Here is an 18326-nt window from a genome sequence, read left to right as displayed (position 1 = left end):
ATAATAATCTAAATGATAATTATGCACTGTTTGAATTAAATGATCATACACAAAATAATGTAATAAAACTTCTTGCCAAAAACGTTCTTTGGTTCTAAAATCTATAATAAAATCAAATTGTTCTTTTTTACAATAGTTTCGAATTGCCCAAAAACGTTTCCATCGACTCCAAATACTATTTTTAGCATCTTTTAAAGTTTCAAAATGCATTAACTTTCCGGAATACTCATATTCAATTGTCCCAGAAAAAACTAAATGATGTACCTCTATACCTTGAGCAACAAAATAGTTAGACAAAATTGCCGCAACACGTTCTGCCCCACCTCCTGATAAAGAGACAGTTGCTAGAGCTATTTTTAAAGGTCGTTTAAGGTTAAAATCATTCATATATTTATCAAATATAGAAATATTCATTTAACTATAAAATTTTGAATTTAGTTTGTATATTTGATTGCATTAAGAAATGAAACCTACTTATGTCCTTTACAAAAACCACAGAACAAGCTTCCAAATATGAACATTTAGAGCAAATGTCTGTTAATGAGCTATTAACTAACATCAATAAAGAGGACCAACAGGTACCTTTAGCCGTTGAAAAAGCACTACCCCAAATTGAAAAATTAATAACCGTGGTGGTTGAAAAAATGAAAAATGGAGGCCGTTTATTTTATATTGGAGCAGGTACTTCAGGGAGATTAGGTATTGTAGATGCTTCTGAATGTCCGCCTACATTTGGAGTTCCATTTGATTTAGTAATTGGGATAATTGCCGGAGGAGATACCGCCATAAGAAAAGCAGTAGAATTTGCAGAAGATGATAGAAATCAAGCATGGACGGATTTGCAATCGCATCAAATTAATGAAAATGATGTTGTAATTGGTATTGCAGCATCAGGAACAACACCATATGTTTTAGGTGGTCTAGAGGCTTGTAAAGCAAATCGTATTGTAACAGGTGGAATAACATGCAATGCAGGAAGTCCGTTAGCGTTACTTCCTGATTACCCTGTTGAAGTTGTGGTTGGTCCTGAATTTGTAACTGGGAGTAGTCGTATGAAAGCAGGAACCGCTCAGAAATTAGTTTTAAACATGATTTCTACTGCCACAATGATTCAATTAGGACACGTTAAAGGAAACAAAATGGTTGATATGCAACTTAGTAACGTTAAATTAATTGATCGAGGCGTACGTATGATTATGAGTGAAATTCCGGTAAGTTATGAAACGGCAGTTGAATTACTAAAACAACATGGTAGTGTTAGAAAGGCGGTTAACCATTTTCTAAATACTTAATTCACAAAATGGATAGCAATTGAAATTCGTTATTAACCATTTTCATTATATCATAAAATCTTGACGTATGACAAATAAAGTCGTTTTATTAAAAGGAATTCGCTATTTAGCATTTGCTTTACCTCTTTTATTTATTGGCCCTGTTTTTTTAAATAGTTGTTTTAAAAATGAATCGCATCCTTTGTTTCCTTATTTACTAGTACTTGCCATACTTGTTTGTTTTTATGCTGTTTACTTAGGTTTTAAAGGAGTGAAAACTATTGTTAGTAGTATGTTTGATAAATAATTTAATAGTTTTAAATATGAAAAAATCACTTTTACTATTTGTAAGTTTTCTATTGCTTTCTTGTTACAATCAAGAGCGAAATTGTACTGATTTTAAAACGGGAAAATTTACTTCAGAAACTACCGTTGAAGGAAAAAAATACACTACAACATTTGAACGAAATGATTCTATTCAAATTGAACATTTCAATAATGTTATTGATACATTTAGTATTCGTTGGATTAACGATTGCGAATATATTTTAGAAAATACAAGACCAAAAAACAGAGCAGAGCAAAAAGCCGTACATGTAAAAATACTGAACACCAAAGACTTGACTTATTCTTTTGAATACGCTTTTGTGGGAGAAACAAAAAAACAAAAGGGTTCTGTAACAAAAATGTAATTTCTTACGTAAAATAAGCAACTAATCAAATTTTAACTCATTTAAACAAAAATGGAAATTTTATCAAATCCTAATGCTTGGGTCGCTTTGTTAACCCTTACTTTTTTAGAAATCATTTTAGGTATTGACAACATTGTTTTCTTGTCTATCGTATCAGGAAAATTAAAAGAAGAAGACCAGCCCAAAGCGAGAAGAATAGGATTGTTATTAGCCATGGCTTTTCGTATTGTCCTTTTATTTGGAATTACATGGGTAATGAGTTTAAAAGAGTCTTTTTTTGATTTTGACTTGAGTTTTGTATCTGGTGGTATTTCAGGGCAAAGCGTTATTGTTTTTGGTGGTGGATTATTTTTATTGTACAAATCTGTTTCTGAAATACATCACAAATTAGAAGGAGAAGAAGAGGCAACCTCTGGTAAAGCAAGTAACTCTTTAACTGCTGCAATAATTCAAATTGCGCTTTTAAATATTGTGTTTTCATTTGATAGTATTTTAACCGCTGTAGGATTAGTAAGTTCTGCTGAACCTCCTGTTGGTTTTGGCCCTGCGGGTGCCTTAGAAATCATGATTGGTGCTATCGTAATTTCTATCATAATTATGTTAATTTTTGCTGGACCAGTTTCCAAGTTTGTTAATGAACATCCGACTATTCAAATTTTAGGATTATCTTTCTTGATTTTAATCGGTGTAATGTTACTAGCAGAAGGTTCTCATTTAGCAAATATCAAATTTTTCGGTGATACAGAAGTTCATAGTATTCCAAAAGGCTATTTATACTTTGCTATTTTCTTCTCTTTATTCGTTGAATTCTTGAACCTTAGAATGAAGAAAAAAAGTAGCAAACCTGTACAATTACGCAACAATAAAATTGCCGATGAAAAATTAGCTGATAATGATTTAATAAATTAAAAAATGATTTAATAAATATAAAATGCCTGATTTCTCCAATAAAATCAGGCATTTTTGTTTGTATTACTATTCTCTTTTACTTTCTAATATCTTAAGATTTCATTATAATTGAAACCATAGTAAATTAATCCAAACTCAAGGTAATTTGCCCATCATCATCCAATTGAATATTGAAATCTTGAATATCATTTCCTTCTTCCAATTCTTCTTTTAGTTCAGCTTCAGGTTCATCTAAAATTTCTTCATAAGGTAAAGAGTCCAATAAATTTACTTGTTTCAATTTATCCGTACTCAATTGATTCCCTTGTGCTTTTATTCCTTTTACGGCAATGAATTCTTCGAAATTGACAATCTGATTTTCTTTTTGAACGCCTTTTACTTTGGCAAAAACAACTTCTGCCATGGGACGCCAATCGGTAGAAACAATTTCCAAATGTGATTTTTCGTGTTCAGAAATAAAAATTTCTTCCTTATTCTCATTTTCAATCAAAAATCGTTTCACATAGTAACGTTCTTTTTCTCCATCATAATAAATAGCAGAAATAGGCTTATTCTTATTCCATTTTTCCAAGACAATCATGTCTTCTTCAAAATGAGTTGTCAACTCGGGAATAATTGTTTTAACTTTCCCTGACTGTGTAATAACCAATAAACGATCATTCGGCTTAAATTCGCCTAATAACTCTCCCCTTCCATCTACATTTAAACGTTGTACGGTATCATCAAACCACACTTTTCTTGGACGTAGCGTCGAAATGCCTTTTTCTTTAAGCTCAATTTTCTTTATTGGATATTTTGAAACCGTATTTCCTTTACTGGCGCGACCTTTAATCATGATTTCGGCAAAATCCATATCCCATTTCAATTTCTTCACACTTCCTACTTGACGCAGTAAAATAGTCACTACTTCTGCCTCCCCATTAGGATTTGCAGAAAAATACAATATTTGACTTCCTGGCTTTTCTTGTGTTAAATCGTATTCTTTATCACGTGTTACCCCTGAAACATTGAAACGTTTGATATATGACGGACCTGATTTTCCATCACGATAAATCATGTTATAAATGGTGCGCTTGTCGTTTTTATCAAAAACCGCCACATGAATAATATCTTTTCCAAAGAATTTTTTGTCGTCTATTTTTGAAATCATCATTTTTCCATCTCGTAGAAAAACAATAACATCATCAATATCTGAACATTCCCCTACATATTCATCTTTCTTCAAGCCCATACCTACGAAGCCTTCTTCCCTATTTACATAGAATTTTTGGTTACGTAAAACTACTTTTGTGGCTTGAATGTTATCAAAGTTGCGCAACTCCGTTTGGCGTTCGCGTCCTTTTCCATATTTTTCTTTTAATCGTGTAAAATGATCAATAGCAAAATCAATAATATTAGCTAAATGATGTTTCACTTGTTCGATTTCATCTTCTAATTTAGCGATATTTTCATCGGCTTTGTCTGAATCGAAACGTGTAATACGAATCATTGGAATTTGCGTTAATTTTTGCAAATCTTCATCAACTATATCACGAATTAAAATCTTTTTAAATGGTTCAAAACGGTTGTATAAATACTCGTATAACGACTCTCTATCACTGTACAATTTAAAGTCGATGTACATTTCTTCTCGAATAAAAATCTTCTCTAAATTAGAAAAATGCCATTTTGTTTCGAGTTCGTCTAATTGTATTTCTAATTCGCGCTTTAAGATATTTACGGTTCTATTGGTTGATATTTTCAACATGTCTGAAACCCCAATAAACAAAGGTCGATTGCAATTTTCGATTACACATCCCAACGGAGCAATAGACAACTCACAATCGGTAAACGCATACAAGGCATCAATCATTTTATCCGGAGAGGTTCCTGGTTGCAAATGAATTAAGATTTCTACCTCAGCAGCCGTATTGTCTTCAATCTTTTTAATCTTAATTTTACCTTTTTCATTCGCCTTTAAAACACTGTCAATCAATTTTGTTGTATCAGTAGAAAAAGGAATTTGAGTTATGACCAAGGTGTTTTTATCTAGTGGTGCAATTTTAGCGCGTACACGAACCCTACCACCACGCATACCGTCATTATAACCCGAAACATCAGCAATACCAGCCGTTGGAAAATCAGGAAAAATTGTAAATGGCTTCCCTTTCAAAATTTTAATAGAAGCATCTATTAACTCATTGAAATTGTGAGGCAATAACTTCGTTGACAATCCAACTGCAATTCCTTCTCCGCCTTGAGCCAACAACAAAGGAAATTTAACAGGCAAATGAATAGGTTCATTTTTACGTCCATCGTAGCTCAACTGCCATTCAGTAACTTTAGGAGAAAACAACACATCGTGCGCAAACTTACTTAATCTTGCTTCAATATATCGAGGGGCAGCTGCTCCATCACCTGTTAAAATATTACCCCAGTTCCCTTGACAATCGATTAATAAATCTTTTTGCCCAATGTTTACCATGGCATCACCTATACTCGCATCACCGTGTGGGTGATATTGCATGGTATGTCCAATGATATTTGCTACTTTGTTGTAACGACCATCATCTAACTCTTTCATCGAATGCATGATACGACGTTGAACCGGTTTAAAACCGTCTTCAATAGCCGGAACCGCACGTTCTAAAATTACATACGACGCATAATCCAAGAACCAATCTTTATACATTCCCGTTACTTTCGTAATGGAATCTGAATGATCGGAATGGTCTTGACTTTCAGGTATAAAATCTTGACTTTCGTCTGGGTTTATATTTTGATTTTCTTCACTCATGGTTTAGTTGTCAGTTATTAGTTGACGGTTGACAGTTTAAAGTTTACAGATAAAAATTTAACTTCCCAACAATTCCTCAACCGTATCCAATTCTACTTTCAAATTATTGATGATGAAATCTTGTCGGTCGGGTGTGTTTTTACCCATATAGAATTCTAACAATTTTTCAATCGACATCGCTTTGTCTAACATCACAGGATCTAAACGAATATCTTGACCAATAAAATGTTTGAACTCATCGGGTGAAATTTCTCCCAATCCTTTGAATCGTGTAATTTCTGGTTTTGGCTTTAACTTTTCAATCGCATTCACACGTTCCTCATCTGAATAACAATAAATGGTTTCTTTCTTATTACGTACACGGAATAAAGGCGTTTGTAATATATACAAATGTCCTTCCTTGATTAACTCAGGGAAAAACTGCAAGAAAAACGTAATCAACAACAAACGAATGTGCATCCCGTCGACATCAGCATCGGTAGCAATTACAATGTTATTATAACGTAAGTTTTCGTAATCTTCTTCAATATCTAAAGCTGCCTGCAACAAGTTGAATTCCTCATTTTCATACACAATTTTCTTGGTCATGCCATAAGAATTCAAAGGTTTACCACGTAAAGAGAAAACCGCTTGCGTATTGACATCACGTGATTTGGTAATTGAACCTGATGCCGAATCTCCCTCGGTAATAAATAGTGTACTTTCTAAATACCTTGGATTCTTCACATCCGTTAAATGTACCCTACAATCGCGTAATTTTTTATTATGTAAACTGGCTTTTTTAGCACGTTCTTTCGCTAATTTTCGAATTCCAGACAATTCTTTTCGTTCACGTTCCGCTTGCAAAATCTTACGAAGTAACAAATCTGCAATCTCTGGGTTTTTATGTAAGAAGTTATCTAATTTCGTCTTGATAAAATCATTCACAAACGTTCGTACAGAAGGTCCCTTTGGTCCCATATCTGTAGAACCTAATTTGGTTTTTGTTTGTGATTCAAAAACCGGTTCTTCAACTTTTACAGCAATAGCTGCAACTATAGATTTACGAATATCAGAAGCTTCAAAATTTTTATTATAAAATTCTTTTAATGTACGTACCACACCTTCACGAAAAGCACCTAAATGCGTCCCCCCTTGTGTGGTATTTTGTCCGTTTACAAAAGAATAGTATTCTTCTGAATATTGCGATTTACTGTGTGTTAAAGCAATTTCAATATCATCCCCTTCTAAATGAATTACCGGATAGACCATATCTTCAGCTGTGATATTGTCTTCCAATAAATCTTTTAATCCAAACTCAGAATAAAATTTATCGCCATTGTAATACAAGGTTAGCCCTCTATTCAAATAAGTATAATTACGAAGCATTTTCTCAACATACTCATTTCGGTATTTGTAGTTTTTAAAAATGGTTTCGTCGGCAATAAAAGAAACTTTTGTACCTCTTCGTTTAGTTGTTTCTACTAAATCTTCTTCAAGTGTTAAAACCCCTGCCGAAAATTCAGCTGCTTTTTGTTGATTATCTCGAACCGATTCTACTCGGAAATAATTGGAAAGTGCATTTACAGCTTTGGTACCAACTCCATTCAATCCGATCGATTTTTTAAAGGCTTTGGAATCGTATTTACCACCGGTATTCATTTTAGAAACAACATCAACCACTTTTCCTAATGGAATACCACGACCATAATCGCGTACAGTCACTAATCGGTCTTTGATAGTCACTTCAATGGTTTTACCTGCCCCCATAGCAAACTCATCGATACAGTTATCGATAACTTCTTTGACTAAGATATAAATACCATCATCGGGAGTGGAACCGTCACCTAATTTTCCAATGTACATACCCGGACGAATTCGGATGTGTTCTTGCCAATCAAGCGATCGAATATTATCTTCGGTGTATTGATTTTGATTCAATTCTTCTAACATAGACACAAATATGGATAATGTGCTAATATAAGTGAATTGCCCAAATTTTAAAAGCGGTTTACAAAGAAGTTTTAAACATTTTTTCTAGTAAAAAGTGAATAGTAATTAGTGTTTTATTTTACTTTGCCCTTTTTACTTTTACCTTTTCTTTGGCTCTTTAATTAGCATAATGTCTAAAAATACCCGAATCCGTAATGGTCCAAAGAGCTGCTTTTTGATTCGCAGCTTTTAAAGCCTGATTCGCCCAAGAATTACACGTATAAAACAAGGAATAACTTCCTTTTGCTTCATAAAAAGCATCGTTGTTTCCATATACGGCTTTGGTTTCAATTTTACTCACTTTATCCCCATTTAACTGAAATGAATCCGAAATAAAATGAATCAATTGGTTGTATTCGTTGCAGTCTAATGTTATCTTTTTACAATCGGCTCCTTCTTTCATTTTGTTATAAAAAGTCGCATGCAAGGCGCTAGAACTTAAACCCGTTGCTGCCTTTAATGCCGTACTTACTTTTAAATCGGACCAGGTTGGTGTTTCTAAATAAAATCCTCTATCACCCCAACCGATTGCCATAAATTGTGCTGTGGAATCTTTTGCTTTAGTATCGGTAAACTTGACTTGTTTTGACCAATCGAAAACTTCATTTTTTACTGGAACCACAACATCAGTATGTACGCCATTAGTCAGCAAGTAAATTTCAATTTTTTGCGCAGGAATTAACGTTCGAGAATCAAATGAATTTACAGGGATAAAAGAAAGCAAAGTGATTACTATTCCATACATCAATAGAGCGAGAAGGAATAAACCAACATATTTTACTAGTTTAAAGACTACCTTTTTCATTATTTAAAAAAACTAGTTTCAAATTCCCAACCTTCTTCTCTTAATAACCTTCTAAAATCACCTCTTGAAAATGTTAAAACAACATTGGTGGTATCGCCATTTTCTTTAATAATAGTTGGATTCGTCTTAAATTTTGACTTTAAATAATTATAATCTTTTTTGGTTCCTAATTGAAAGTATTTCCCTTTTAAACCTTTAAAATTAATACAAGAAACTTGCACCCCATTTTCTTGTTCTTTATTCAGAATTATACTTTGCTTGAATAATTTTGCGACTTCGCCTTCATCAAAGGAAAAAATAGTATCTAAATTGGCCATTTCCCAACAAATTGTATCACCTTTATATCGAACCTCATACAATTTACCTGTTTCTTTATCCAATACTTTATTTCCTTTCAACTCGGCCGTTTTAATAGAATCCAATTCTTTTTTGGTCATTTCTAATGAATCAATATCTTTTAAAATGATATATTTCGACTGAACCAATATTTTATGTGTAGCATCAAAACTGTATTCACCAATGTATTTTTGTGGAAAATGAGTAATCTCATCTACATTAGCGGGTTGGGCTTCTGAAAACAAAATAAAACTATCATTCAATTGATGTGATTCACAAGAAAGTAGAGATGTTGCAACGAGAAATAGCACTATTTTTTTCATACGTTTAAAAATTAAGTTGATTGGTTTAAGAAAGTATTAACAAAACGTATGCCACAAAAAAACCGTTGAAAATTTCAACGGTCTTAAAATAAAATTTGATTAAAATATTTTATTATACATTAAAACGGAAGTGCATTACATCTCCATCTTTAACAATATATTCTTTTCCTTCTACTCTTAGTTTTCCTGCTTCTTTCACTTTGGCTTCTGAACCGAACTGAACATAATCTTCATAAGCTATAACTTCAGCACGAATGAATCCTTTTTCAAAATCTGTATGAATTACTCCAGCCGCTTTTGGAGCTGTATCGCCCACTTTAATTGTCCACGCACGAACTTCTTTTACACCTGCTGTGAAATAAGTTTGCAAATTCAATAATTTATAAGCCGCACGAATTAAAACCGCCGAACCTGGTTCTGTTAGTCCTAAGTCTTCTAAGAACACTTGACGTTCTTCATAACTTTCTAATTCATTAATATCTGCTTCAGCACCAACTGAAAGTACAATTACTTCCGCTTGTTCATCTTTTACTAATTCACGTACTTGGTCTACATATTTGTTTCCATTTACTGCAGAAGCTTCGTCTACATTACAAACATATAATACTGGTTTAGCAGTAATTAATTGAAAACCTGCAAACAATTCTTCTTCCTCATTAGACTGAGGTACTACTGTACGAGCCGATTTTGCTTGCATTAATGCATCTTTAATTCTATCTAACAAGGCTTTTTCAATTTGTGCTTCTTTATTTCCTGTCTTAGCCGCTTTATTAACTTTTTCTAAACGTTTTTCAACCGTTTCTAAGTCTTTTAATTGCAATTCGATATCAATAGTTTCTTTATCGCGGATCGGATTTACATTACCGTCTACGTGAACAATATTATCATTATCAAAACAACGTAAAACATGAATAATAGCATTACATTCTCTAATATTTCCTAAAAATTGATTTCCTAAACCTTCACCTTTACTTGCCCCTTTAACTAATCCTGCAATATCTACAATATCTACTGTAGCCATTTGTACACGCTCAGGCTTAACTAATTCTTCTAATTTTACAATCCTAGGATCGGGAACATTAACTACACCTATATTCGGTTCAATAGTACAAAAAGGAAAGTTTGCACTTTGTGCTTTGGCATTTGATAAACAATTAAATAAAGTTGATTTCCCAACATTTGGTAATCCTACAATTCCTGCTTTCATGTTATAATAAGTTTACAGTTAACCGTTTAAAGTTAACAGTTGCTATTTTTTAAAATTTTAAGTGTGCAAATATAACTTAATATTCTTTAGTAAAAAAAGACATTTGGATATATGGGAATGAATTATAAAAAACTTTCAAAAAATCATATCATGAAAGGCAAATACCTTTTAAATGACTTTGTCTTCATCTATTTTAAAATTAAAATAAATGAAAAAATAGAGTTAGTTAAAATTGAACAACAAAAAAGTCCGAGAAAATTCTCGGACTTTTTTTATTCATTATGTAAAAACGACTGTCGGTTTAAAAGAGTCTCTTCACTTTCAACATGATCCTCATCAGGCACACAACAATCAACCGGACAAACCGCTGCACATTGTGGCTCTTCATGGAAGCCTTTACATTCTGTACATTTTCCTGGAACAATATAATATACATCATCAGAATAAGGAGTCTGTGCTGCATCAGAATCTACTTCAGTACCATCTGGTAGTATCACTTTTCCTGATAATTTTGTACCATCTTTCCATCTCCAATCATCAGCTCCTTCATAAATTGCTGTATTCGGACACTCTGGTTCACATGCACCACAATTGATGCATTCGTCTGTTATCTTTATTGCCATATTGATTAACTTAAAATTTTGAATTTGGAAAACAAAACCTATTTTCTGTATATTCCAAATAATATAATTAATTTTGCGACACAAAAATACAACGTAAACCCATTAAAAACAAGTTACAAATGTTACAAATCGAAATAAAAAATTGTTTTGTTGAATTAGGTCATTTTTTAAGTCAATTTAATGAGAATAAGACCATTAAAAAAGAGGCAATCAAAAACAATGATTCTTTTTTCGAAAAATTTAATGATTTAATTCAATTATCACAATCACACAACAATTGGTTTACACCAGAAAATGTATTTTTTGCTATTCAATCTTGGGCTGAAGCACTTACTGATGAAAATTTATCAACTTGGTTAAGTAACTATACTTTCGAAAATACAGCTCCCAAAAAAATCGGACTTATTTTAGCTGGTAATATCCCTTTAGTCGGGTTTCATGATTTCTTATGCGTACTAATTAGCGGGAATCATGCCTTAATAAAAACTTCATCAAACGACCAACATCTCATTAAATTTTTAGCGAATTATTTAATAGCTTTAGATGAAAGGTTAAAAGAAAGAATTACTTTTATTGAGGGAAAATTAGAAGGATTTGATGCAGTCATTGCAACAGGAAGTAACAATACTGCCCGATATTTTGAGTACTATTTTGGTTCTAAACCAAATATAATTAGAAAAAATAGAAATTCGGTTGCTGTTTTAACTGGAAATGAATCACAAGAAGAACTAGAAGCATTAGGTGAAGACATTTTTAGATACTTTGGTTTAGGTTGTAGAAACGTTTCCAAACTATTTGTCCCAAAAAACTATAATTTCGATGCTTTTTTTAAAGGCATGTTTGTTCATAAAGACATCATAGAATATGAAAAATACGCCAATAATTACGACTACAACAAAGCCGTATATCTAATGAGTCTCTTTCAAATTTTAGATAATGGTTTTATGACTATTAAAGAAGATACGAGTTACGCGTCTCCAATTTCTTCTGTTTTTTATGAATATTACGAAAGTTTAGAAGATGTAAAAAAACGTTTGGAAGCAGACCAAGAATTAATACAATGTGTAGTAAGTAATGGCTGTATTCCTCATTCTTTTACTTTTGGAGAAGCTCAAAAACCAAAATTAGCTGATTATGCTGACCAAGTTGACACTTTGCAGTTTTTAAACAATTTGCAATAAAATTTCAAAACGAAAACGTTTTCGTTAACAAATAACCCACATCCACCTCTAAAAAAAATGATTTAGTTGTTAAATTATTGCAAAATTTGCAATCAGTAAAACACAACTTAATACACATATAATGAAAAAACACAATTATAGTGCAGGACCTTGCATTCTCCCTGATGAAGTTTTTGAAAAATCAGCACAAGCTATTTTAGATTTTAATCATTCAGGTTTATCGATTTTAGAAATCTCTCACCGCAGTAAAGATTTTGTCGCAGTCATGGAAGAAGCCCGAGCTTTAGTACTAGAGCTTCTAGGATTAGAAGGAAAAGGATACCAAGCCTTATTTTTACATGGTGGTGCAAGTTTAGAATTCTTAATGGTACCCTATAATTTAATGAAAGTGAATGGAAAAGCAGCCTATTTAGACACTGGAACTTGGGCTAATGGAGCTATAAAAGAAGCTAGACACTTTGGAGAAACAATAGTTGTAGCATCATCAAAAAATGAAAATTACAATCATATTCCAAAAGATTATACTATTCCTTCTGATGCCGATTACTTCCATTGTACCAGTAATAATACTATTTTCGGAACACAAATCAAACAATTTCCACAGACTCAAATTCCTGTAGTTTGCGACATGAGTTCTGATATTTTTTCAAGGGTATTAGACTTCTCTCAATTTGATTTGATTTATGCTGGAGCGCAAAAAAATATGGGTCCTGCCGGAGTTACTTTAGTTATCCTAAAAGAAGAAATTTTAGGGAAAACTGGTCGTGAAATTCCAAACATGTTAAATTATCAACAGCATATTGCTAAGGAAAGCATGTATAACACCCCTCCTGTATTTCCTATTTATGCTTCTTTACTCAATTTACAATGGTTAAAAAAGCAAGGTGGAATTGCAACAATTGAAAAAATAAATGAAGCAAAAGCTACTTTATTATATGCAGAAATAGATAGAAATCCTTATTTCAAAGGTACAGCAGCTGTTGAGGACAGAAGTATTATGAATGCTACTTTCTTACTAGAAGATGAAGCACATAAAGATGTCTTTGATACTATGTGGAAAGAAGCAGGTATTTCTGGATTGAACGGACATCGCTCTGTAGGAGGATATCGTGCTTCAATGTATAATGCTTTACCATTAACAAGTGTTCAAGTTTTAGTCAATATTATGCAAGCTTTTGAGCAGAAAATGAATTCTTAATGTATAAATATAATTAATAGAAAAACATAAAACAATAATGAAAGTATTAGCGAATGATGGGATTTCAAAAAGCGGTATAAAAGCTTTAGAAAAAGGCGGATTTGAAGTAATCACAACTAAAGTAGCTCAAGAGCAAGTTGCTAATTTTATTAATGCTCATGATGTTAAAGTTTTACTTGTTAGAAGTGCTACGAAAGTTAGAAAAGATATAATTGATGCCTGCCCAGGTTTAAAAATCATTGGCCGAGGTGGTGTTGGTATGGATAATATCGATGTGGATTATGCTCGTAGTAAAAATATTCATGTAATTAATACGCCTGCCTCTTCTTCTGAAAGTGTGGCTGAATTAGTTTTTGCTCATTTGTTTACAGGTGTACGTTTTTTACATGACTCTAATAGAGTAATGCCTTTAGAAGGTGATACTAATTTTGATGCCTTAAAAAAATCGTATGCCAATGGAATTGAATTAAGAGGCAAAACATTAGGTATTATTGGTTTCGGGCGAATTGGACAAGCAGTTGCTAAAATGGCTTTAGGCTTAGGTATGAAAGTAATTGCTGCTGATAGTTATGTAAATGAAGCCACCATTCGAGTGGATTTTTACACGGGTCAATTTATCGACGTTGATATCGTTACTGAACCATTAGAAGATGTTTTAAAACGTGCCGACTTTATTACGTTGCATGTTCCTGCACAAAAAGGATATGTCATCGGAGGAGAAGAACTTAAACTCATGAAAGAGGGTGCGGCTATAATTAATTGTGCTCGTGGTGGTGTTATTGATGAAGTAGCTTTAGTAGAAGCTTTAGATGAAGATAAGATTGCCTTTGCTGGTTTAGATGTTTTTGAAAAAGAGCCTACTCCTGAAATGCGTTTATTGATGCATCCTAAAATTTCACTAACTCCTCATATCGGCGCAGCTACTTTGGAAGCTCAAGATAGAATTGGAACAGAACTTGCCGAACAAATCATTAGTTTACTAAAAAATTGAACCTCATAAAAAGGAAACATCCTTGTTTATGAACTCCATTAATACAAAGGGGGCATCCAATTACAATAAATAAAAGTTAAAAGCATCGAGTATCTCGGTGCTTTTTTTTATCTTTATACCATCATATTTTTTACTTATGGTTAAACCTTTTTTCGTAATCATTCTATTATTGTCACTTGTAATTTCTTGTCAATACAACAAAAAAATACCATTAGAAAATAAGACAAAATTGACAAGTGATACGTTGCACATTACTAATAAGGAATTAGAATATGAGATAATTATTATTGACGGTGGTTTTACCAATTGGTTTAACACTTACGCGCGTCCAAGATCTACATATACACAAGAATTTTTAGAAATGAGAAATCGTTTTTGGGTTTTGGAATGGAATAACAGAGCTAGAAGTACAAGATATTTGCATCTTTATGAAATGCCTATTAATTATGAGACCAATACAAACTATGGATTTGAAGTAAATTATATGCTATATAACTATTTAGTTTATTTTCAAATCACCAATAAACAACAATTAGGTGGCTACATCGCCCGACCATAAAAATGAATAAATTAAGAGAACGCTGGAACATTAAGAGTAACTTCCAGTTTTTTATTATACTACTAGTATTTGCAATAACAGGCTCTACTTCAGCTTTAATTGCTAAACCACTACTAACACTTTTGGGAATTACTAAAGGAACTGTTGGACTTTGGTTCTATTATCCTTTGTATCTGATTATTATTTTACCCATTTACAAAATACTTCTATTGGTAATTGGTACTTTAGCAGGACAACGACTCTTTTTTTGGAATTTTATCAAAAGAATGTTAACTAGAATGGGACTAGGTTTTTTATTTAAATAACATTATTTACAAACTGTTATATACTTTACGATATTACTTTTAGAATATCTTATCTGATGGTATTTTTTTATAGCTAACAATTAACACATATTGACTAAAAATACTCTAAAAACTTCACTTAAATATTCATCTTCACTTTTAAAAACAGTTGTTCATATTCCAAGTTTTTCAAAACATAAGTTTACCTTAATTCATACTGAAAATTACACCTTTTGTATTTTTCTTTCAAATATATATCTTTTTTAATTAAACAATAATTTTAAATTGCTGCAATTAAAATTTAAAGATTCAAAAACTGTATCTTTGCAAAAAGGCTAAAATTGCTATGCAACATACAGAAGAAACGATTGAAATTATTGGTGCTCGTGCCCATAACTTAAAAAATATAGACGTTACCATTCCTCGTGAAAAGCTTGTAGTAATTACAGGATTATCGGGTTCAGGAAAATCATCTTTGGCATTTGATACCATTTATGCGGAAGGACAACGTCGTTATATTGAAACTTTTTCTGCTTATGCACGTCAGTTTTTGGGTGGTTTAGAGCGCCCTGATGTTGATAAAATAGACGGCTTATCACCTGTTATTGCAATTGAACAAAAAACGACCAATAAAAGTCCTCGCTCTACAGTAGGAACCATCACAGAAATTTATGATTTTCTTAGACTTTTGTATGCAAGAGCAGCTGATGCATATAGTTACAACACGGGCGAAAAAATGATTTCTTATTCTGATGATAAAATAAAAGAATTAATTTATGAAGAATTTGAAGGCAAACGAATTAATATTCTATCTCCTGTTGTGCGTTCTAGAAAAGGGCATTATCGGGAATTATTTGAGCAAATAGCTAAACAAGGTTTTTTAAAAGTGCGTGTTGATGGTGAAATTCGTGATTTAGACCATGGCATGAAAGTAGATCGTTATAAAACACATGATATCGAAATCGTCATAGATCGAATAGCCGTAAAACAAGATGAAGATACTGATAAAAGAATAACAGAGGCCATTAAGGTTGCCATGCATCATGGTGATGATATTTTAATGGTCATTGAACACGAAAGCAATGAAGTACGTTTTTATAGCCGTAGCTTAATGTGTCCTACATCAGGTATCTCTTATCCGAGTCCGGAACCTAATAATTTTTCATTCAACTCACCTAAAGGAGCTTGTCCTGATTGTAACGGATTAGGTATTGTCAATGAAATCAACATAAACAAAATCATCCCCAATCCAAAAACTTCAATAAAAAATGGTGGTTTTGCTCCCTTAGGCGAACAAAAAAGCACTTGGATATTTAAACAATTGGAACTAATTGGAGAAAAATTTGGATTTAAATTATCCGATCCAATTGAAAGCATTCCTGCTGAAGCCATGGACATGATTTTAAATGGAGGAAATGAAAAATTTTCGGTAGTTTCCAAAGTAATGGGAATTACTAAGGATTATAAAATTGATTTTGAAGGTATATCTAATTTTATAAAAAATCAGTTTGAACAATCCGATTCACAAAGTATCAAACGCTGGGCAAAAGAATTCATGGATGAAAATGAATGTTCGGCTTGTGGTGGTTCTCGATTAAGAAAAGAATCGTTGTATTTTAAATTAAATGATAAAAGCATTGGTGATTTAGTTCAAATGGATGTGGTTGAATTAGCCCAATGGTTTGAAGAATTACCTCAACATATTTCTGAAAAACAGCAAATAATAGCCTCTGAGATTTTAAAAGAAATTAAAGCTCGTATTAGATTTTTATTAGATGTTGGTTTAGATTATTTAAATTTAAATAGAAGTTCAAAAACCCTTTCAGGAGGAGAAGCACAACGTATTCGTTTAGCTACCCAAATAGGTTCACAATTAGTTGGTGTTTTATATATTTTAGATGAGCCTAGTATTGGTTTACATCAACGAGATAACGAACGATTAATTAAATCATTAGAAAGTCTTCGTGATATTGGAAATTCAGTTTTAGTAGTTGAACACGATAAAGACATGATTGAACGTGCTGATTACGTGATTGACATTGGTCCGAAAGCAGGTCGTTTTGGAGGACAAATCATCAGTCAAGGAACTCCAAAAGAATTATTAAAAGAAAACACCATTACGGCACAATACATCAGTGGTAAAATGCAAATTGAAATTCCAACAGAGAGAAGAACCGGAAATGGCAAATCTTTAAAACTAACAGGGGCAACAGGTAACAACTTAAAAAATGTATCGGTAGAATTTCCATTAGGTACTATGATTTGTGTTACAGGTGTTTCTGGTAGTGGAAAATCAACTTTAATCAATGAAACTCTTTATCCCATATTAAATACTCATTTTTATAATGCAGTAAAAAAACCACAGCCTTATAAGAAGATTGAAGGATTGGAGCATATTGATAAAGTAATTGATATCGATCAAAGTCCGATTGGTAGAACACCAAGAAGTAACCCTGCAACCTATACGGATGTATTTTCAGAAATTAGAAGTTTATTTACGCAAACGCCAGAAGCCATGATTCGTGGTTACAAACCAGGAAGATTTAGTTTTAATGTTTCAGGCGGTCGATGTGAAACCTGTGAAGGAAGTGGAGTTCGAACCATTGAAATGAGTTTTTTACCAGATGTGTATGTTGAATGTGAAACTTGTCAAGGCAAACGTTTCAATCGAGAAACATTAGAAATACGATACAAAGGAAAATCAATTTCAGATGTTTTAAACATGACTGTAGATGAAGCGGTTGATTTTTTTGAAAATATTCCCAAAATTTACCGAAAAGTAAAAACCATTCAAGATGTTGGATTGGGTTATATAACACTTGGGCAACAAAGTACTACCTTATCTGGTGGAGAAGCCCAACGCATCAAATTAGCTACCGAATTATCTAAAAAAGACACTGGAAACACATTCTATATTTTAGATGAACCTACTACAGGTTTGCATTTTGAAGACATACGAATTTTAATGGATGTTATCAATAAATTAGTAGAAAAAGGAAATACTGTGGTAATCATAGAGCATAATTTAGATGTAATAAAATTAGCTGACTATATTATTGATATTGGTCCTGAAGGTGGTAAAGGCGGCGGAACAGTAGTTTGTTCTGGTACACCAGAGGAAGTAATAAAAAATAAAAAGAGTCATACGGCGTTGTTTTTGAAAAAAGAGTTATCTTAGCGGCCTAATTACTTCTTACAAC

16 protein-coding genes and 1 pseudogene are annotated in these 18326 nt (G+C 32.5%); 10 read left to right on the top strand and 7 right to left on the bottom strand.

Going from position 1 to position 18326, the window contains the following annotated elements; translation table 11 throughout:
* Positions 1-414: pseudogene (locus QZ824_RS01680) on the bottom strand (glycosyltransferase family 4 protein); the annotation flags it as partial.
* A gap of 62 nt (positions 415-476) precedes the next feature.
* Between QZ824_RS01680 and murQ the strand changes: the two are divergent.
* From murQ to QZ824_RS01660, 4 genes are all read left to right on the top strand, one after another.
* Positions 477-1292, top strand: coding sequence for an N-acetylmuramic acid 6-phosphate etherase (gene murQ, locus QZ824_RS01675; protein WP_291274308.1), 816 nt, complete (start codon positions 477-479; stop codon positions 1290-1292).
* Between the two features lie 67 nt (positions 1293-1359).
* Positions 1360-1578 (top strand): DUF6095 family protein, encoded by a 219-nt coding sequence (locus QZ824_RS01670; protein WP_291274307.1) that lies wholly within the window; start codon positions 1360-1362, stop codon positions 1576-1578.
* A gap of 16 nt (positions 1579-1594) precedes the next feature.
* On the top strand, positions 1595-1963 hold the full coding sequence (locus QZ824_RS01665) for a DNA topoisomerase IV (RefSeq protein ID WP_291274306.1): 369 nt from the start codon (positions 1595-1597) through the stop codon (positions 1961-1963).
* 51 nt (positions 1964-2014) lie between these two features.
* Complete coding sequence (locus QZ824_RS01660) at positions 2015-2872, top strand: TerC family protein (protein WP_291274305.1); 858 nt, start codon at positions 2015-2017, stop codon at positions 2870-2872.
* Between the two features lie 124 nt (positions 2873-2996).
* On the opposite strand, the gene QZ824_RS01655 is transcribed toward QZ824_RS01660, so the two are convergent.
* From QZ824_RS01655 to QZ824_RS01630, 6 genes are all read right to left on the bottom strand, one after another.
* Complete coding sequence (locus QZ824_RS01655; protein ID WP_291274304.1) at positions 2997-5648, bottom strand: DNA gyrase/topoisomerase IV subunit A; 2652 nt, start codon at positions 5646-5648, stop codon at positions 2997-2999.
* Positions 5649-5705: 57 nt separating this feature from the next.
* The gene (locus QZ824_RS01650) at positions 5706-7580 is read right to left on the bottom strand and encodes a DNA topoisomerase IV subunit B (RefSeq protein ID WP_291274303.1); all 1875 of its coding nucleotides are present in this window, start codon (positions 7578-7580) and stop codon (positions 5706-5708) included.
* Between the two features lie 157 nt (positions 7581-7737).
* The gene (locus QZ824_RS01645) at positions 7738-8424 is read right to left on the bottom strand and encodes a TIGR02117 family protein (RefSeq protein ID WP_291274302.1); all 687 of its coding nucleotides are present in this window, start codon (positions 8422-8424) and stop codon (positions 7738-7740) included.
* Positions 8424-9083, bottom strand: a complete 660-nt coding sequence (locus tag QZ824_RS01640; RefSeq protein WP_291274301.1) for a hypothetical protein — start codon at positions 9081-9083, stop codon at positions 8424-8426. Before QZ824_RS01640 ends, QZ824_RS01645 begins: the two co-directional genes overlap by 1 nt.
* 112 nt (positions 9084-9195) lie before the next feature.
* Positions 9196-10290, bottom strand: coding sequence for a redox-regulated ATPase YchF (gene ychF, locus QZ824_RS01635; RefSeq protein ID WP_291274300.1), 1095 nt, complete (start codon positions 10288-10290; stop codon positions 9196-9198).
* Between the two features lie 272 nt (positions 10291-10562).
* The gene (locus tag QZ824_RS01630; protein WP_014388887.1) at positions 10563-10913 is read right to left on the bottom strand and encodes a 4Fe-4S dicluster domain-containing protein; all 351 of its coding nucleotides are present in this window, start codon (positions 10911-10913) and stop codon (positions 10563-10565) included.
* A gap of 119 nt (positions 10914-11032) precedes the next feature.
* Here QZ824_RS01630 and QZ824_RS01625 point away from each other — a divergent pair, with 119 nt between their 5' ends.
* From QZ824_RS01625 to uvrA, 6 genes are all read left to right on the top strand, one after another.
* A complete protein-coding gene (locus QZ824_RS01625) occupies positions 11033-12094 on the top strand; it encodes an acyl-CoA reductase (protein WP_291274299.1) in 1062 nt (353 codons plus the stop codon).
* 121 nt (positions 12095-12215) lie between these two features.
* Positions 12216-13292 (top strand): 3-phosphoserine/phosphohydroxythreonine transaminase, encoded by a 1077-nt coding sequence (gene serC / locus QZ824_RS01620; protein ID WP_291274298.1) that lies wholly within the window; start codon positions 12216-12218, stop codon positions 13290-13292.
* A 37-nt stretch (positions 13293-13329) separates the two neighbouring features.
* Positions 13330-14283, top strand: coding sequence for a D-2-hydroxyacid dehydrogenase (locus QZ824_RS01615; RefSeq protein ID WP_291274297.1), 954 nt, complete (start codon positions 13330-13332; stop codon positions 14281-14283).
* 136 nt (positions 14284-14419) lie between these two features.
* Positions 14420-14842, top strand: coding sequence for a DUF6146 family protein (locus QZ824_RS01610; protein WP_291274296.1), 423 nt, complete (start codon positions 14420-14422; stop codon positions 14840-14842).
* Between the two features lie 2 nt (positions 14843-14844).
* Entirely contained in the window at positions 14845-15147 is a 303-nt protein-coding gene (locus tag QZ824_RS01605) for a DUF6787 family protein (protein ID WP_291274295.1), read from the top strand.
* Between the two features lie 325 nt (positions 15148-15472).
* Positions 15473-18304, top strand: coding sequence for an excinuclease ABC subunit UvrA (gene uvrA / locus QZ824_RS01600; RefSeq protein WP_291274294.1), 2832 nt, complete (start codon positions 15473-15475; stop codon positions 18302-18304).
* Positions 18305-18326 lie beyond the last annotated feature (22 nt).

The organism is Flavobacterium sp. (assembly GCF_021151785.1).
GTDB lineage: Bacteria > Bacteroidota > Bacteroidia > Flavobacteriales > Flavobacteriaceae > Flavobacterium.
This window is presented reverse-complemented; position numbering and strand designations above follow the sequence as displayed.

Coding starts and splice junctions, on each gene's coding strand:
- murQ (WP_291274308.1), top strand. CDS start 477: ATGTCCTTTACAAAAACCACAGAACAAGCTTCCAAATATGAACATTTA.
- QZ824_RS01670 (WP_291274307.1), top strand. CDS start 1,360: ATGACAAATAAAGTCGTTTTATTAAAAGGAATTCGCTATTTAGCATTT.
- QZ824_RS01665 (WP_291274306.1), top strand. CDS start 1,595: ATGAAAAAATCACTTTTACTATTTGTAAGTTTTCTATTGCTTTCTTGT.
- QZ824_RS01660 (WP_291274305.1), top strand. CDS start 2,015: ATGGAAATTTTATCAAATCCTAATGCTTGGGTCGCTTTGTTAACCCTT.
- QZ824_RS01655 (WP_291274304.1), bottom strand. CDS start 5,648: ATGAGTGAAGAAAATCAAAATATAAACCCAGACGAAAGTCAAGATTTT.
- QZ824_RS01650 (WP_291274303.1), bottom strand. CDS start 7,580: ATGTTAGAAGAATTGAATCAAAATCAATACACCGAAGATAATATTCGA.
- QZ824_RS01645 (WP_291274302.1), bottom strand. CDS start 8,424: ATGAAAAAGGTAGTCTTTAAACTAGTAAAATATGTTGGTTTATTCCTT.
- QZ824_RS01640 (WP_291274301.1), bottom strand. CDS start 9,083: ATGAAAAAAATAGTGCTATTTCTCGTTGCAACATCTCTACTTTCTTGT.
- ychF (WP_291274300.1), bottom strand. CDS start 10,290: ATGAAAGCAGGAATTGTAGGATTACCAAATGTTGGGAAATCAACTTTA.
- QZ824_RS01630 (WP_014388887.1), bottom strand. CDS start 10,913: ATGGCAATAAAGATAACAGACGAATGCATCAATTGTGGTGCATGTGAA.
- QZ824_RS01625 (WP_291274299.1), top strand. CDS start 11,033: ATGTTACAAATCGAAATAAAAAATTGTTTTGTTGAATTAGGTCATTTT.
- serC (WP_291274298.1), top strand. CDS start 12,216: ATGAAAAAACACAATTATAGTGCAGGACCTTGCATTCTCCCTGATGAA.
- QZ824_RS01615 (WP_291274297.1), top strand. CDS start 13,330: ATGAAAGTATTAGCGAATGATGGGATTTCAAAAAGCGGTATAAAAGCT.
- QZ824_RS01610 (WP_291274296.1), top strand. CDS start 14,420: ATGGTTAAACCTTTTTTCGTAATCATTCTATTATTGTCACTTGTAATT.
- QZ824_RS01605 (WP_291274295.1), top strand. CDS start 14,845: ATGAATAAATTAAGAGAACGCTGGAACATTAAGAGTAACTTCCAGTTT.
- uvrA (WP_291274294.1), top strand. CDS start 15,473: ATGCAACATACAGAAGAAACGATTGAAATTATTGGTGCTCGTGCCCAT.